At 45.1% G+C, this 15,576-nt stretch carries 12 protein-coding genes and 1 pseudogene; 6 read left to right on the top strand and 7 right to left on the bottom strand.

Features of this window, described 5'->3' with window-relative positions; genetic code table 11:
- Nucleotides 1-55: 55 nt before the first annotated feature.
- Nucleotides 56-1,321, bottom strand: a complete 1,266-nt coding sequence (locus ACZ5QV_RS11200; RefSeq protein WP_464599887.1) for a DEAD/DEAH box helicase — start codon at nt 1,319-1,321, stop codon at nt 56-58.
- Between the two features lie 370 nt (nt 1,322-1,691).
- On the opposite strand from ACZ5QV_RS11200, the gene ACZ5QV_RS11205 reads away from it, so the two are divergent.
- Nucleotides 1,692-2,603, top strand: a complete 912-nt coding sequence (locus ACZ5QV_RS11205) for a carotenoid biosynthesis protein (RefSeq protein ID WP_464599888.1) — start codon at nt 1,692-1,694, stop codon at nt 2,601-2,603.
- A gap of 158 nt (nt 2,604-2,761) precedes the next feature.
- Here the strand turns inward: ACZ5QV_RS11205 and ACZ5QV_RS11210 are convergent, their stop codons facing one another.
- Both ACZ5QV_RS11210 and ACZ5QV_RS11215 read right to left on the bottom strand, forming a co-directional pair.
- Nucleotides 2,762-3,991, bottom strand: a complete 1,230-nt coding sequence (locus tag ACZ5QV_RS11210) for an RNA-guided endonuclease InsQ/TnpB family protein (protein WP_464599889.1) — start codon at nt 3,989-3,991, stop codon at nt 2,762-2,764.
- On the bottom strand, nt 3,991-4,581 hold the full coding sequence (locus ACZ5QV_RS11215) for an IS607 family transposase (RefSeq protein WP_464600711.1): 591 nt from the start codon (nt 4,579-4,581) through the stop codon (nt 3,991-3,993). Before ACZ5QV_RS11215 ends, ACZ5QV_RS11210 begins: the two co-directional genes overlap by 1 nt.
- 145 nt (nt 4,582-4,726) lie before the next feature.
- On the opposite strand from ACZ5QV_RS11215, the gene ACZ5QV_RS11220 reads away from it, so the two are divergent.
- A complete protein-coding gene (locus ACZ5QV_RS11220) occupies nt 4,727-5,446 on the top strand; it encodes a CDGSH iron-sulfur domain-containing protein (RefSeq protein WP_464599890.1) in 720 nt (239 codons plus the stop codon).
- 257 nt (nt 5,447-5,703) lie between these two features.
- On the opposite strand, the gene katG is transcribed toward ACZ5QV_RS11220, so the two are convergent.
- The gene (gene katG / locus ACZ5QV_RS11225; RefSeq protein WP_464599891.1) at nt 5,704-7,902 is read right to left on the bottom strand and encodes a catalase/peroxidase HPI; all 2,199 of its coding nucleotides are present in this window, start codon (nt 7,900-7,902) and stop codon (nt 5,704-5,706) included.
- 212 nt (nt 7,903-8,114) lie between these two features.
- On the opposite strand from katG, the gene ACZ5QV_RS11230 reads away from it, so the two are divergent.
- The 3 genes and pseudogenes from ACZ5QV_RS11230 to ACZ5QV_RS11240 form a co-directional block, all read left to right on the top strand.
- The gene (locus ACZ5QV_RS11230; RefSeq protein ID WP_464602149.1) at nt 8,115-8,258 is read left to right on the top strand and encodes a hypothetical protein; all 144 of its coding nucleotides are present in this window, start codon (nt 8,115-8,117) and stop codon (nt 8,256-8,258) included.
- A 284-nt stretch (nt 8,259-8,542) separates the two neighbouring features.
- Nucleotides 8,543-9,355, top strand: coding sequence for a hypothetical protein (locus ACZ5QV_RS11235; protein ID WP_464599892.1), 813 nt, complete (start codon nt 8,543-8,545; stop codon nt 9,353-9,355).
- Nucleotides 9,356-9,634: 279 nt separating this feature from the next.
- Nucleotides 9,635-10,354, top strand: a pseudogene (locus ACZ5QV_RS11240) (transposase); the annotation flags it as partial.
- Nucleotides 10,355-10,504: 150 nt separating this feature from the next.
- Here ACZ5QV_RS11240 and ACZ5QV_RS11245 read toward each other — a convergent pair.
- Nucleotides 10,505-11,224 (bottom strand): queuosine precursor transporter, encoded by a 720-nt coding sequence (locus tag ACZ5QV_RS11245; protein WP_464599893.1) that lies wholly within the window; start codon nt 11,222-11,224, stop codon nt 10,505-10,507.
- Nucleotides 11,225-11,530: 306 nt separating this feature from the next.
- Here ACZ5QV_RS11245 and cca point away from each other — a divergent pair, with 306 nt between their 5' ends.
- A complete protein-coding gene (cca, locus tag ACZ5QV_RS11250; protein ID WP_464599894.1) occupies nt 11,531-12,895 on the top strand; it encodes a CCA tRNA nucleotidyltransferase in 1,365 nt (454 codons plus the stop codon).
- A 79-nt stretch (nt 12,896-12,974) separates the two neighbouring features.
- Here the strand turns inward: cca and ACZ5QV_RS11255 are convergent, their stop codons facing one another.
- Entirely contained in the window at nt 12,975-13,823 is an 849-nt protein-coding gene (locus tag ACZ5QV_RS11255; RefSeq protein ID WP_464599895.1) for a DNA-3-methyladenine glycosylase family protein, read from the bottom strand.
- The gene (locus ACZ5QV_RS11260) at nt 13,810-15,261 is read right to left on the bottom strand and encodes an ADP-dependent glucokinase/phosphofructokinase (RefSeq protein WP_464599896.1); all 1,452 of its coding nucleotides are present in this window, start codon (nt 15,259-15,261) and stop codon (nt 13,810-13,812) included. The genes ACZ5QV_RS11255 and ACZ5QV_RS11260 overlap by 14 nt, the downstream gene beginning before the upstream one ends.
- Nucleotides 15,262-15,576: the final 315 nt, after the last annotated feature.

The raw sequence follows: 15,576 nt of genomic DNA on the forward strand, positions 1-15,576 counted from the left end.
CCGATGCCAATCGATCAATGGGTAGTTCACAATGTAACGCACAGACAATCGGTGTTTAATGGCTTCTGTGCCTGTTATATTGCTGACCTCTTCTGGAGGGGTTGTTCATCTTATTTGCCGGCTTTTGTCTTATTTCCGGTTTTTCAATTACAATCTTCTTCAGAGCGGGTAGTGCCTGTCCCTTAATCTCCACATCATTGTCTTTCAGCACACTCATGAAATTAGCATGGTCACTTTTGGAAAGGATATTTATCGCTTTTCCTTCTGTCCCTGCTCGTGCGGTTCTTCCAATTCTGTGAATATACTGTTTACTTTCCCTGGGAATATCATAATTGTAAACATGGGAAACACCCTGTATATCAAGTCCTCTTCCGGCTACATCTGTGCATACAAGGACAGATATGTTCCCGGAATGGAATTCTTCCATTATGTGAGTTCTTTTGTTCTGTGTCAATCCGCCATGAATTGCCAGGGCATTGATTCCTGTTTTTCTCAGGTTTTTTGCGACTTTATCAGTGTTTCTTTTTGTGTTGCAGAAAACCATCCCGAGGTTTGACTTCTCACTTTTTAGAAGGTGCACGAGCAGAGATAATTTCATGTCATCCTGTACTTTATAAACGACCTGATTCAATTTTTGCGGGTCGATATAAGACTCGACTGATACCTGAACCGGGTTTTTCATGTGCTTTCGGGAAAGCTGGATAACATCTTTTGTAATGGTCGCAGAGAACAAAAGGGTCTGCCTGTTTAGAGGGCATTTCCGGATGATTTTTTCTACATCCACTTTGAATCCCATATCAAACATATGGTCTGCCTCATCAAGGACAAGGGTTTTCACATTATTGAATTTGATGGTATTTCTGCTGATATGATCGAGTAACCTACCGGGTGTTCCCACAACAACATCGGCACTCATTAATGCTTTAATTTGTGGATTGATCCCTACTCCACCATAGATAGATACGATTTTTAACGGGTCGTATTTTGAGAAGTCCCTGAAAGTATTTGCCACCTGCTCCGCCAGTTCTCTCGTAGGAGTCAGGATCAAAGCCTGAATTCCTTTTCCTTTTACGGAATTTTGTAATATGCCGGAAGCAAACGCGAGTGTTTTTCCGGAACCTGTTGCTGATCCGGCTATAACATCTTCCCCAGCAAGTATCAGGGGAATTGATTTTTCCTGGATTGCTGAAGGGTTTTCAAAGCCATGTTCATTTATTGATTTCAAAACAGCATTACTAAGACCGAGTTTTTTAAAATTATTCATAGTTAAACTTTCCATGATTTGTCTGAAAAAGCTACTTAATTGCTTTTTCATATTCATATATTAAGACATATTAAAAACAATTAAGAGCTCTATAAGCACAACTTCAGAAAAGTTAAGATTCATTTACTTCTTAAAAGTTATCAATCGCTTATAACGAAGAACTCTCTTTTATACCTTTGCCTATTTTGATAATGTCAACTGCCCCATGTTAAAGAAGCTGTCCGACAATTCAATTTCAGGCAAAGACAGGTAAAAAAAGGCATATAAAACCTTTAAATCGAAAAAAAAGGGTTTATAATATTACTGGAAGTAATTGTAGGACAGTCTGTTTAGTGGTGGGTATTTGACAGCTGCAAAAGTATAGGAGGAATTATGTTACCAACAACTTTCGCAAACTTTTTAAGTCTTCATTTAGAATTTAATTCACATGCCCTTGCTAAATCTATACTTTCTCGCCTTTGAGATTCTGGTTTTTGTGCTCTTTCTGGCCTGTCTGCAAAATGCCTGGCAACGAGGCCCCTGGGTAGTCTGGCAACTTCTTGCCGGTGTGTTCTTCGGCTTGCTGCTGGAGTGGGCTACAATCCAGCAGCTCAGCGCCTACGAGTACGGACGCTTTCTGGTAATGCTTGGTCCTGTCCCTGTGGTTATGGGGGTGGCCTGGGGAACTATCATCTATAGCGTTTGCTCCTTTTCCGATAAAACCAACCTTCCGGAATGGGCACGACCGGTGCTCGATGGCCTGATGGCCCTGAACATCGACCTTTCCTTAGATGCAATAGCCATCCGCCTGGGCATGTGGGATTGGGGAAAAGTTCTTGATCATCAGTACTTCGGTGTTCCTTTCAACAACTTCTGGGCCTGGTTCTGGGTCGTGTTCTCATTTTCAGCAAGCCTTCGATTGCTATCAAAGTTCCCTGGCTTCTGGGGACGCTGGCTCTCTCCTGCAGGAGCTATAATCTGCGGCACCACAGGCGTGCTTATTACCAACGAGTTTATTACCAACATTCCCAACGACCTGATACACCATGCTACTATCATTGCAGTCTTAGGAGGTGCTCTGCTATTGATATTGGCATTACGCCCAAAAGTCTCGATCCAGTCTCAGGCTTCATTTGTCTTTTTTGTGCCTCTCGGATTTCATGCCTATTTCCTCATAGCAGGATTAGTTTCAGGCACCATTCTGGACCCACCCTTTTTGCTGGTGGTAAGTATAGTCATGAGCATAATAGCACTTGGACTTCATCGAGATGCTCTAAATTACTGGTATCGGTCCAAAGCACCTGGGCTTCATCGAGATGCTCTAAATTACTGGTATAGGTCTAACAGAGAAAACAAGTGATTAGACCACCGACAACCCTTATTTTATGGTACAGTTTCCATCATATTTCGAGAGGATACGGTTCGATCTTAGTGGCTGTCCTCTTAATTACGAAAATATCCGATGTCCAGACTGGGATAGTCTTTGAGCGTATATGCTATGAAAAGTCCTAATTAGTATCACAAACTATTATGAATTTGTGATATAAACTGTTCTTTGTATAGTGGATTAACACTAACAGGGTGAAGCACAACACCCTCTATCCCCTCTGCAAAGGCATTAGGGATTGCTTTTCTAATCATATTATATGCTGCATTGACATCAGCGTTAAGAAGAACTCCCGTGGCACTTCGGAAAAGCCCTCTTTTGACCCGTTTTCCGAGATATTCTTCATGGTGTTCCATTAGCTCATTATCAAGGAAAGAGCATTTGCTTGTATAGGACTCTTCGATCCGTTCAACCGAAATTCCAACCTCTCCAGCCTTGTACTCGACCATTGAAATAAAGGTACTGTGAGGGATCTGAGCAAAATTCTGATTATTTTTCTTGCCCATGTTGGTTTTCTGTTTCCAGAAAGGGTTGCTTCCGATAATGATATTCTCCACGTTCATTTCCAGAGCATAGTTGACTATTGCCCTGCTCAGTTTGTGGAGTACGTCTTTAATCCGTGAGTTTCGTTTATGGGTAAGTACTTCTATACTCTTTCCGGTCTTGATCCCATGCTTTTCATAAGTGCTCTGTAGCTTTTCTTTCTGCTTGTTGTAAAATTGGTTTACTGACTTGGCAACCCCGCCCTTAACAATAATTGGGTTTTCACCAAAATTGTTTGCAATAGTTGCAAGGTTGACAACTCCAAGATCAATTCCCAGGACTCGACCGGAAGTAAGAGGTATGGGATCTTCGATTTCTTTTTCAAAAACAATTTCACAGGTGTATCCTGCGTGTTTTGGAATGATCCTGACTTCTCTCAAATTAGTATCATCAGGAAGTCTTGTCTGGATGGATAACGGAACTACTTTGGGAAACTTGAGCACTCCGTCTTTGATACTGACCTGCTGATTTGTAAAAATTAACAGGTATTCCCCGTTTTTTTCCAGGTACTTTGGAGGCTTTGGTTTGCCTGTGAAAAGTTCTGGATTCTTTTTGTAAGATTTTAAAGCTTCGAAAAAAGATTTCCAGTTACGGTCAAGTACTTTTAGAGTCTGTTGAGCAGATTTAGCAGGAAGCTCTTTGTAAGGCTCAGAGGACTTCACAAGCCCATAAAGTTTATTGTACCGGATCCATTTTCCGTTATTGAAGAACTCCTGTCTGATAATATAATCAGAGAAGTTATACAGGTTTTTGGATTTATGGCACAAATCCCCTATTTCCCTGGAATGAAACTGGATTTGCTCAACACGTTTAACCATCACTTTGATTCGACCTCTATCTCCAGGCGTTTATCTCTTCTTTTACTGTAATGTTTCATGGAATAGCAATGGAGCATTGAAATAATTTCATCAAATATTTCTTCAGAATCAAGCTTCTTATTGCCTATTTCAGACACCACTATTATTTGAGTGCCAAAACGTGCAAACAGGTGAGAGAACAGTTCAAACCCGACTCTGCTTAACCTGTCTTTATAGGCAATTATCAAAAATTCAACTTCGTGATTCAGGATCTTATCAAGCATCTTGAAAAAATCTTTCCTTTTCTCGAAAGAGATTCCAGATGCAACATCAGAGTACACTTCGTCAATTCGATGGCCTGAATTGAAAGCCCAACTCTTCAGCATTTCTATCTGGTTTTCCAGGTCTTTTTTTTGTTTAGAGGTTGAAACTCGTCCATATATAACGGTTTTCCTCATTACGTTTTTGTTGAATAATTTGTAAACATCGTCCTCATTGTAATCATAGTAACCGTTGTGCAGTTTGGTAACTCTTATTTTTCCTTGCTTAACGTAGATGCTTAAAGTATTTCTCGATACTTTCAATAGCTGGAGTACCTCTTTCGCTTTTATAGTATATAATATGTAATATAATATTGATACTATTTATAATTAGTGGATACTTTTGAGTACTATACGTGGAGGAATCATCAAAGAGGCGAATAGTCAGACTAAACATCCAGTACTGCATTATAAGAGGTAATGGGGGACTATTTTTATGGCAGTCAATGAGAAAGAAATGAGGATTAAGATAATCAAAGATGGACCGTATCGGGTTACAGGTGGAGTGCCTCTTTTTGAACAGATAATTGTCACCGACGATGCTGGTCATACCAGAGAATTTATTGATATAAAGGAATACCCCCGGCAGGATGCCTATATCTTATGCCGCTGTGGCTCATCCAAAAACAAGCCCTTCTGTGATGGGACCCACCGCAAAATCGATTTTAACGGTAGCGAAACAGCCAGTCGAAAGCCTTACCTGGAAACAGCGGAAACGTTTGAAGGTCCTGATCTAAAACTCACCGATGCCCCAGAGCTCTGTGATCATTCCCGTTTCTGCCAGCGGTCTGGCGGAATAAGGGATCTCATACAAAAATCAGACGACCCGGAAGCCCGACAAACCGCCATAGAGGAAGCCATGATCTGCCCTTCGGGACGGCTGGTCATGTGGGACAAGAAGACAGGCAAACCCTTTGAAAAAGAATTTGAACCATCTATTGTACTGGTTCACGACGAACAAAAAGGTTGTGAAGGCCCCCTCTGGGTTCGAGGCGGTGTCCCCATTGAATCTGCAGATGGCAGTGTGTACGGATCCCGGAACAGAGTAACCCTCTGCCGCTGCGGGAAGTCAGAGAACAAGCCCTACTGTGACGGCAGCCACTGGATGAACAGCCAGCAGAAGCTCGAGTTCAGGAAGAAGTGGGGCCTGGAATGAGTAAGTTCGTTGACAAATAGAGATTCTTAACTTGCGGAAATAGTAATCTCGCATAACAATCAGGCAATCCAAAAGCCAGAGTGAAAGCAATTAATGGGTGATTCCGCAATATAAAATAGAGAATTCGAGGGTATCCTTCTTTATTTCAATATACCCTCGAACTCCTTTTGCTACAGATGCTGCCAAAGTCTCATCAGCCTGCAGCAAAGTCGTTTGTTTTGAAGATCTTCAAGTCCCTGGAGACGTTGACGCTACGATCAGGCGAGGTCGAAGCGATCAAGGTTCATTACCTTTGCCCAGGCCGCCACGAAGTCCTGGACAAACTTCTCCTGCGCGTCCGCGCTTCCGTAGACCTCGGCCAGAGCTCGGAGCTGGGAGTTCGAACCGAAGATAAGATCGACACGCGTGCCGGTCCACTTGACTTTCCCGGTGTTGCGATCGCGCCCTTCAAACATATCCCCGGCGTCCGATACCTCCTTCCACTCCGTGCCCATGTCGAGCAGGTTCACGAAGAAGTCGTTTGTTAGCGCTTCCGGCTTCCGGGTAAAAACGCCGTGCTGGGTTTGTCCGAAGTTGGTGTTTAGCATGCGCATACCGCCAACGAGCACCATCATCTCTGGTGCGGTCAGCGTCAGCAATTGCGCCTTGTCAACCAGCAACGCCTCGGCTGATACGGTGTATTGGCTCTTGAGGTAGTTGCGGAAACCATCAGCAATCGGTTCGAGTAAGGCGAAGGAGATCACATCGGTCTGCTCCTGCAAGGCATCCATGCGCCCTGGCGAGAAGGGGACCGTCACATCGTGACCAGCGTTCTTCGCAGCCTGCTCGACACCTGCACAACCAGCCAAAACGATCAGGTCAGCAAGTGAGACCTTCTTGCCGCCAGAGGCCGAGCTGTTGAATTCTTTCTGGATACCTTCGAGAGTGTTCAGCACTTTCGCTAGTTTGGATGGCTGGTTGACTTCCCAATCCTTCTGCGGCGCAAGGCGAATTCGTGCGCCGTTCGCACCGCCGCGCTTGTCGGAGCCACGGAAGGTGGACGCCGACGCCCAGGCGGTCGAAACCAGTTGCTGGATCGACAGCCCTGAGGCAAGGACCTTGCCCTTGAGGGATGCAATGTCTTTCTCATCGATCAACTTGTGATTGACCGCAGGGATGGGATCTTGCCAGATGAGCTCTTCGGCAGGAACCTCCGGGCCGAGATAGCGTGTGCGTGGACCCATGTCGCGGTGCGTTAGCTTGAACCACGCGCGTGAGAATGCTTCCGCTAATTGATCCGGGTTCTCATAGAAGTGCCTTGAAATCTTTTCGTAGGCAGGGTCGAACCTCAAGGAAAGGTCAGTTGTCAACATGCTTGGCGCGTGACGCCTGGACGGGTCGTGGGCATCCGGAATCATGTCGGCGCCTGTGCCACTTTTCGGCTGCCACTGATGTGCACCGGCCGGGCTTTTTGTCAATTCCCATTCGTAGTCGAAAAGGATCCTGAAGAAGTTGTTGCTCCACTTCGTTGGCGTGTTGGTCCAGGTGACCTCCAAACCGCTGCTGATCGTGTCACCGCCTTTTCCAGTCCCGAAGCTGCTTTTCCAACCGAGACATTGCTCCTCAATACTGGCCGCTTCTGGCTCAGGCCCGACATGGGACGCAGGGCCGGAGCCGTGGGTTTTGCCGAAGGTGTGACCGCCAGCGATGAGCGCAACGGTCTCTTCGTCGTTCATGGACATGCGAGCGAAAATATCGCGGATATCCCTGGCCGCTGCTATCGGATCCGGGTTGCCGTTCGGGCCTTCGGGATTGACATAGATCAGTCCCATCTGCACGGCAGCGAGCGGATTTTCGAGGTTCCGGTCACCGGAGTAACGTTTATCACCACCCAACCACGTGTCCTCAGAGCCCCAATAGACGTCCTGATCCGGCTCCCAGACGTCCTCGCGACCGCCTCCAAAACCGAACGTTTTGAATCCCATCGTTTCCAGGGCGACGTTGCCCGCAAGAATCATGAGGTCAGCCCATGAAATCTTCCGGCCATACTTCTGCTTGATCGGCCAGAGCAGGCGACGTGCCTTGTCCAGGTTGACGTTGTCCGGCCAACTGTTGAGCGGCGCGAAGCGCTGCTGGCCTCTACCGCCACCTCCGCGGCCGTCACCAGCGCGGTAGGTGCCGGTGCTGTGCCACGCCATGCGAATGAACAAAGGCCCATAGTGGCCGAAGTCCGCCGGCCACCAGTCCTGCGAATCAGTCATCAGCGACGCGAGATCTTTCTTCACAGCTGCCAGGTCGAGGCTTTTGAACTCTTTCGCGTAGTTGAAGTCCTCGCCCATAGGGTTGGACTTGGAAGAATGCTGGTGCAGGATCTCGATCTTCAAATGGTTCGGCCACCAGTCGCGGATCGACATGCTTCTACCGATTTCTTGTTTGTTTTCTCTGTCCGTTACAGGATTCTTTCTATCGTCAGTCATAACGTTACCCCCTCACTCCTAAATATACTCAATATTATACAATCATATACATATAGGTAAGAAAGTATCATCTTTCTCGTTTAATTTTTTAGCACACTAATTTGGGATTTATTAAATCTCCAATATGCTATTCAGCCATACTTTGATCAAATTTAATTTTTCCTTGTTCCGAGGAAAAATTGGATCTAATATTATTCTGTTTCTTGATTATAATGCTTACACGTGAAGAGATTCTTGAAATCTATGAAGCTGGTCCTGAAGCAATTATTGCTTCAATAAAGGAATTTGAGACCATCGTAGATATACGAGATTCTCAGATTATTGACCATAAAAACCCCAGGGGCCTGCCAAAGTGAAACCGAAAAAAAAAGAAAAGGCCCGAATCATCATAAGGCAAGTGTAAATCCTTCAAAGGAGCCTCCTTATAGCTCATTAGTTTTGTTGCTCCTTTTTGATAATTTCCTATAGTTCTGTATGCCATATCAAATCTTTTTTATATGAATGAATGTTTGTGAAATTTATGATTATTCTATGCTATATCGTTTTATTAATAGCAATAGGATTACTAATCGCCTATTTTAAGAAGAGCGCGAGTTGGTTTACTACAATTTTCATATTCTGTATACTTCTTGTTGCTTATATGATTACAGATAATCTTGTGTCGGTATTTCTTGCTTCCGTTGGATTAATACTGACAAATCTTTCATTACTACCTTTTTTTAATCCAATAGCTGTAAAAATAGAATCTAAAGAAAAATTCATAACTTGTATGTATAAAAATGGAAAGTTAAATCCTTTTGATAAAACAAAAGATGTTAGCATTCAAAAACCTGAAATTGATTGCTATGTGCATAATGATGAAATATATACAATCAAACTTCCATTGATACCAATATTCAATAGTATTTCAATTCCGTTTCCTCTAACTAACGAACTAACTTTAGATTATAGTGGAATTATTAAATATGGTACTTCTCCATTTATTGAGAATCCACAAATTAATGGCAACGTATTGACACTTAATTTGAAAGCTTCTGCATGGACTGTAACAGAAATAAATTATCCCATACACTATACTCAAAAGATTTCAGAAAAACCTAATGTTGGATTTGGTCCTACATCATACCTTTATCCATATACTAAGGAAGACAATATAGAAGCAATTAATAAAATGGATGAGTATGGAATTGTTATTTATTTCCGCAATAATGAACAAGTTCCTTTGCACTATATCGAATTTTTGAGTTCTGGGGATGTTGCAGATTCCGTATTTTGGAAAAACTACTTAAAAAATCACTACTCAGAAAATCATTTGCAAGTTACTTATATTAATGGGGATATTATAGGAATTTATAATGGCTATTTTTATTGTCGTATACATAAAGTAGAACGTTTAGAGCAAAGGTATTATTATATTTCTTCAAAAGGGGAAGGCAGGATCTTAAACTACTGAAGCTTTCAAAGGAGCCAGCAAAACAGTTTAATCTGTAGCTCCACCCGGCAGCCAACATCTCCTGAAGAAGCTCACCTTTCCCTCTCTGAAGGCCGGGTTTTCAGAAAGAGTATAACCAGAACTCCACCCCATGAACCTTTGCGCTTCGAGATCCAACCGGCAGCCTACTAAAGTGAAACCGAAAAGAGGCTCCTCGCTTTTTTGAGTGGTTATACCTTACAAAAACCAATACTGTCTTGAATTGAACTCCATCTTACCCACAGAGAACGGCGAAGAGCCGAAGAAAATGATTTGCATCAGATTGAACCAATGATAGAAAATGTAAAGGAAACACTGGGATACAAACCAACAATACTGCTAGCAGATGCAGGTTATTTTTCATATGATAATGTAATATTTTTACTTGACGAAGAAATTGATGCTTACATCCCTGATAATCTTTATAAAGTAGAGGGGAGAGAAAAGACAAAGAAGTTCAGGAAATCTCTCTTCACTTATGATGAGAAAAAATATTGTAATTATTGCCCTGCTGCATTTGAGATGCTATTTACAAGAATCCAAAAAAGAAAAGATAAGCCAGATTTGCGCAATTATGTCTGCAAATATTGTTCTTTGTGTGTGTTAAAAAATGCATGTACTGATAGTAAAAAAAGGACAATCTCAAGAGATCCCAGAGAGTATCTAATGGAGGATATGAGGGCTAAACTGAACACGGAAGAAGGAACCAAAAGGTCTCAGAAAAGAATGTATACTGTAGAGCCTGTGTTAGGTCAGATGAAAGAGGATAGAGGATTCAGGGGATTTCTTTTGAGAGGGACAAATAAGGCAAAAATTGAATTTGTTATGATGTGTACTGTACACAATATAAAGAAAATAGCAAATTTCATGAAAAGAGAAGGTATAAGCCTGAAGGATATTCTGGAAATGATAACAGGGAGGGGAAACGAATGTGGGAATAAACAGGTAGTTACAGCAAGAAAAGCAAATAAGTTATATTGATCAATGAATTTAATCCTTTTTTGTCGAAATGATATAAAAATTAAAATGGGATTATTACCCAATTGTAGAATCCATTTTAGTTTTGATACAACTTGTCAGGGAAATATTTAGGGAAAATGAAGGAATCAGGGTAAAACCCTTTCAATTCCCTCAGTCGTTTAACATTTTCTTGTAGAGCACAAACCAGGGGTTGTCCAGAAAACCGATAACGTTTTTGCTGACAAGCTGCCCGATGAGGAGAGGCAGGACTGGCATAACTCCGTAAAAGGCGATTACGACAAAGATTAAGGAGTCAAGGGTCAGGCTCACAAAGTCGCTTGCCCCTGAACGGAGCCAGATATAGGGGTTGAGCATGATCCCGTGCTTGAATTTCTTTTCCTTTTCGGCAAAGCGTCTCTTGAGGGACGCAAAGATCCAGGCGTCCAGGTTGGAGCAGATCAGGAAGGTGACCCAGCTCGCAAAGGTAATCCGTATGCTAAGGCCAAAAAGGCTCATCCAGGCCTCGTCCAGCTCGAAGAAGGGGGCAGGAGTTAGGGAAGAAGCCATGCCTACCAGGAGCACGAAAAGTACTTGGGTCACAAAGGCTATGAGGATGGAAAGGTGGGTCATCCGCTCTCCGTAAACCTCGTTGATCATATCCACCACCTGAGCGATGAAGGGGTAGACAAAGACCGCGGCCGGGGAATATAAGGTGTAAAAACCGAGGTCAAACTCGATGATGCGGGTCGCAAGGACCTGAGACGCGAGCAAATACACCACATAAAATGCGGTGAGTATTGCAAAGCCGTATTCGGGAAGTTTTTTTATAACGTATATGGAACCGAGGGTGGCAATCGTAAGGCTGACAACCCAGTATAACCAGACTAACATTTTTTATCACAACCGGGAAAGAGGACTCTGAAGAGGGAGCCTGAAATAAGGAATTTGAAATAAGATCTGTCAATATAAGGAACGTTAAGACTGCATAACTATACAGAGAAATTTTGGAATAAGACAACTGATCAGAGAACTTAGACACACTCAATTCTTTATGTACATTATGCCTGAGTTTATTCTGCCTGAATATTCATTCCTGAGTTTCAATAAAGCGGAAGTCCAAAAGTTATAAGATAAAAAAGGCGGTTTCTGGAGATAAGAAAATATAAGTGAAAAAGTGAGTATGGAGTCAGCCCCAGTATGGAAAAAGAAAACCCTGTCCCTGAAGAATTAAAAAACGCGGTACTTGAAAAGATAAAACCCACGGCCGCCGAAAGAAAGCGCCTCCTGGCCGCTCAGGAAGAACTGGCCGAAAAGGTAAACGCGGCCGCCGAAAAACTGGGGGCATACGACGTCTTTGCGAAGATGGTGGGTTCGGCCGCGCGGGGTACTTGGCTGTCCGGGAACCATGATATTGACGTTTTTATCAGTTTTCCGGAGGAGACTTCCAGAAGAGAACTTGAAAGAAAGGGCCTGGCCATTGCCCGGGAAGTTGCGAAATCCGCAACCCGGATTGAAGACCGGCACGCTGAACACCCTTACCTGAACATCGTTTACAAAGGCTTTGACGTTGACCTGGTCCCGTGTTTCCGGGTTCCTTCGGCCTCTCAGCTTAAGTCCGCGGTTGACAGGACACCTTTTCATAACGAATTTGTAAAGGAGCACATAAAAGGGCACGAAGACGATGTGCTCCTCCTCAAACAATTTATGCGAGGAGGCGGAGTCTACGGCTCGGAACTCAGGACTCAGGGCTTTTCGGGCTACCTGACGGAACTTCTGGTCATCAACTACGGCTCCTTCGAAAACACCATCAGGGCAGCATGCTCCTGGAAACCGGGCGGGTTTATCGACCTTAAGGCTCATTCCGAACTGGCCCACCCGGAGCCCCTTATCATAGTGGACCCGACCGATCCCAGGAGAAACGTGGCCGCTGCCCTTTCCCTTGATAAATTCTGCATGTTCATAGCTCATTGCAGGGCCTTTTTAGAAAACCCTTCTCTGGAAGCCTTTTTCCCGGCCCCGGCCTTACCGGTAAACGACCCGGAAATATCCGAAAAAATCAGGGCCCGGAAAAGTGCCCAGATAGCGGTGGTCTTCAAAACCCCGGATGTTGTGGAAGACGTGCTCTACCCCCAGCTTTACAAGTCGGAACAGGCAGCAGCAATCCTTCTGGGGGAATACGACTTTTCTCTGGTCAAAAGCGGGGTCTGGTCAGGGGAAAAAGAGACCGTGATTATGCTGGAACTTATCTCAAAAACTCTCCCAAACGTCAAAAAACACATCGGTCCTCCTGTATGGATCTCCTTAAATGCGGAAAGTTTCAGGGCCAAGTACGAAAAACAGGAAGGAGTTTTTTCCACCTACATCGAAAACGGGAGGTACGTGGCCGAGATTCAGAGAAAATACCCCGAAGTTTCGTTTCTTCTGAAGGACAGGCTCCCGGCCAGTTCTCTTGGAAAACAAATACAGAAAAGCGTCATAAGGGATTTGAAGGTCCTGGAAGACGAGGAAATCCTCGGGCTGGATGACCCCGGTTTCAGGGTGTTTTTGAGGAAGTGGCTCTAAAAAAAAACGGAAGTCGGCCTTTGTTCACGGCCCATTCCCCTGTTCAGTACAGGGTTCAGTAAAGAGTTCAGTAAAGAGTTCAGTACAGGGTAACCAGGCCCTCAACCCTTTTCTGGTAAAAAAGATACTGCTGGGCGTAGCCGCAATAAGGCCCGAAATATTCCCGCCCCCAGTCCCCCATGCGGCTCAGGCTCGAACTGCCTTCGAAGAAATTGTCGTCGATATGGTAGTTCTGGATGATCTGCCGGATATGGGTGTCCACCGGAAAGGCTTCCATTTTCCCGAAGGCAAAAAGGAGGACGCAGTCCGAAACCTTTTCCCCGATACCCCGGAGTTTCATAAGGCAGTCCCGGGCGGAAAAATAGTCCATCTCAAAAAGAGAATCCAGGTCCAGTTCCCCGGAATTTACCAGTTCCGCTGCGGCCTGTATGCGTCCTGTCCGAAACCCCATCCTGCACTGTTCAAGGAGGTCGGAATCGGCTTCCGCGAGGGCTTCAGGTCCCGGGAAAGCGTAATAGCCTTCTTCTATTTCTTCTCCAAAAAATTTGCTCAAGAGAGAAATCCTCTTCTGTATAGTCGGGATGCTCGAGGCTGTTGCCAGCATGTAGGAGATAAGGCACTCCCAGGGGTCCTGCCGAACAAGGCGCAGGCCAGCGTACTTTTCGATTGCCCTGTCAATTAAGAGGTCTTTGTTCATGCTTTCATAAATTGAGGGAAGGTCGTCTTCCAGACGGAAGTAGTGCTCGAAAAAGTCGGAAGAGAGGTTTGAGTCAATAAGGAGGTCTCCGCTTTTCTCTTCCTGAGAAATTCTTGCCACTTTTCCCCGGACAACGCCTGTCCAGAGTTCCCCCTCCCGGTCCCAGCGAAAGACCTGGCCGCAGTCGAGGGTGTGGTTCAGGTTGAAAAGGGGAGTCTTAAGCCTGTACATGCAATTCCAGCCCCCTTAAGAAAAAACTAGAGGTAAAGGTGTCTCCAAGCCCCACGGTCGAAACCGGGTTTTCACAGAGCAGAGTCGGGAGCATACAGAGGGTGTACCCTCCGGAATGTGCAAAAGCGCCTTCCCGGAAAAGCTCTCCCTCAAACGCTTTCAGGAATTCCCCGACCCTGGCTTTTCCGAAATTACTTCTCGAAAGGGAAGCTGTGGTTTTTTCCACAAAATCCCTTCCGTCCAGTTTTCCGGAAGCTGCAAAAGCGGCCGCACATCTGATCCCGAACTCCAGGGCCTCAAATTCTTTTTCCGTCCCAGCCTCAAGCTCCGGTCCCCCTTCTGCTTTTTCCCTATAAACGCTCAGTACGAACTCCCGGGTATGGATGAGGAGGCGGGAAAGCCCGTGTTCGGAAGCGAGGACCAGTGCGGCTTTTGCGAGGGTTTCCGCGTTTCTTTTGACAATAGCTTCCGGCGGGAGTCTGTGGAGGGAATCAAGTATTGCGAGTTCTTCCTCGTTCATGCCAAGGCTGTCAGCAAGCCCGGCAAATTTCAAAAATACGTCATGGGCCACCCGCCTGCTTGAAAAATGCCCCAGTTCCACATGGACGGCAAGCTTTTCGTTTCGGGTTTTCCAGGCCCTGAGTTCCGAGAGGGCTTTTTCGATTCTATCAAGATAGGTCGTCCCTTCGGGGTAGTTTTCAAGTAGTATATGAAAACCGGAGATCAGAACCCCGTCCATCTCCTTTATGTGCTGCAAGGCATAGTCTTCGAAGGCCGGATTGATGAAAAGCCGGAGGTTCAACTCGTCAAAGGTCGCAATGAAACGGTTTTCCCTCGGGACTTTGAATTCTTCCCCGAAAAGGGAAAAATTGTCTCCCCTGGAGAAATCAAAGACGAAATGGATAGGGTCCTCGTTTTGACCGGCCAGCATTTCGGGACTTTCAGAGCGCCCTGGTTTTTTTCCGGGCATTCCCGGGAAGTAAATTGCCTTTTTTGAGAAAAGGGAGAGCTGGGACTTTGAAGGAACGGCAATGTTTGGAATGACCCTGAAAGCCCCGAGTTCCGAGAGCACGTTTGCCATGATCCCGGCATTGCCCCCCATCCGGACAAGGGATTTTTCCAGATAACGGTCCTTCAGGAAATCAAAGACCAGAGGGTCCTGCACAAGCCACTCTGCCCCGAGTCCGTTTTTCATGCAGTACGCAAGACCTGCCACAAAGTCGGAGAGCGAGTTGATGATTCCGGGCGGGTTTTCGATTTTTTCAAGAATTTCAGCCCGGAGCGGAGAGGCCGGGGACCCTTCCCACCCCTCTTCTCCTTTATCCATTCCCTCTTCTTTTTCCTCTCTTGCTATTTCATTAAGTAGTTCGGTAAACTCGGCTCCGCTAATCCTGTACACCGAATCAATGTTCACGTTGTAGCCGCAGAGTATATTCATGGAACCAGTTCCTTTTTCGTTTTAATCGGAAATTAAGCTTCAGCAGAACCTGAAAACTTCTCTAAAGAATGGCTGAAAAATAACTTCATATATTCAGTTTGAAAATTGCTTTATACTTTGTATTTGTGTGATGTGGTGTTTGGTGTGGGCATTCAAACCACGGAACACACGGAACACACGGAAAAGAATGCAGGAAGACAATTTTAAGGTTGCTCTGGCGTTTTTCAGTCTGCTTGAGCTCGCGCAGCGAGCGAAACGGACCCCGTGCTGTTGCACTTGCAGTGCAACTCCCAGGAAATCTTTGATTTCCTGTGA

The organism is Methanosarcina baltica (assembly GCF_055394095.1).

What these genes read in the sequence shown, in the direction of transcription:
- ACZ5QV_RS11200 (WP_464599887.1), bottom strand. Translation starts at nt 1,321, where the DNA reads ATGAATATGAAAAAGCAATTAAGTAGCTTTTTCAGACAAATCATGGAA.
- ACZ5QV_RS11205 (WP_464599888.1), top strand. Translation starts at nt 1,692, where the DNA reads ATGCCCTTGCTAAATCTATACTTTCTCGCCTTTGAGATTCTGGTTTTT.
- ACZ5QV_RS11210 (WP_464599889.1), bottom strand. Translation starts at nt 3,991, where the DNA reads ATGGTTAAACGTGTTGAGCAAATCCAGTTTCATTCCAGGGAAATAGGG.
- ACZ5QV_RS11220 (WP_464599890.1), top strand. Translation starts at nt 4,727, where the DNA reads ATGGCAGTCAATGAGAAAGAAATGAGGATTAAGATAATCAAAGATGGA.
- katG (WP_464599891.1), bottom strand. Translation starts at nt 7,902, where the DNA reads ATGACTGACGATAGAAAGAATCCTGTAACGGACAGAGAAAACAAACAA.
- ACZ5QV_RS11230 (WP_464602149.1), top strand. Translation starts at nt 8,115, where the DNA reads ATGCTTACACGTGAAGAGATTCTTGAAATCTATGAAGCTGGTCCTGAA.
- ACZ5QV_RS11235 (WP_464599892.1), top strand. Translation starts at nt 8,543, where the DNA reads ATGATTACAGATAATCTTGTGTCGGTATTTCTTGCTTCCGTTGGATTA.
- ACZ5QV_RS11245 (WP_464599893.1), bottom strand. Translation starts at nt 11,224, where the DNA reads ATGTTAGTCTGGTTATACTGGGTTGTCAGCCTTACGATTGCCACCCTC.
- cca (WP_464599894.1), top strand. Translation starts at nt 11,531, where the DNA reads ATGGAAAAAGAAAACCCTGTCCCTGAAGAATTAAAAAACGCGGTACTT.
- ACZ5QV_RS11255 (WP_464599895.1), bottom strand. Translation starts at nt 13,823, where the DNA reads ATGTACAGGCTTAAGACTCCCCTTTTCAACCTGAACCACACCCTCGAC.
- ACZ5QV_RS11260 (WP_464599896.1), bottom strand. Translation starts at nt 15,261, where the DNA reads ATGAATATACTCTGCGGCTACAACGTGAACATTGATTCGGTGTACAGG.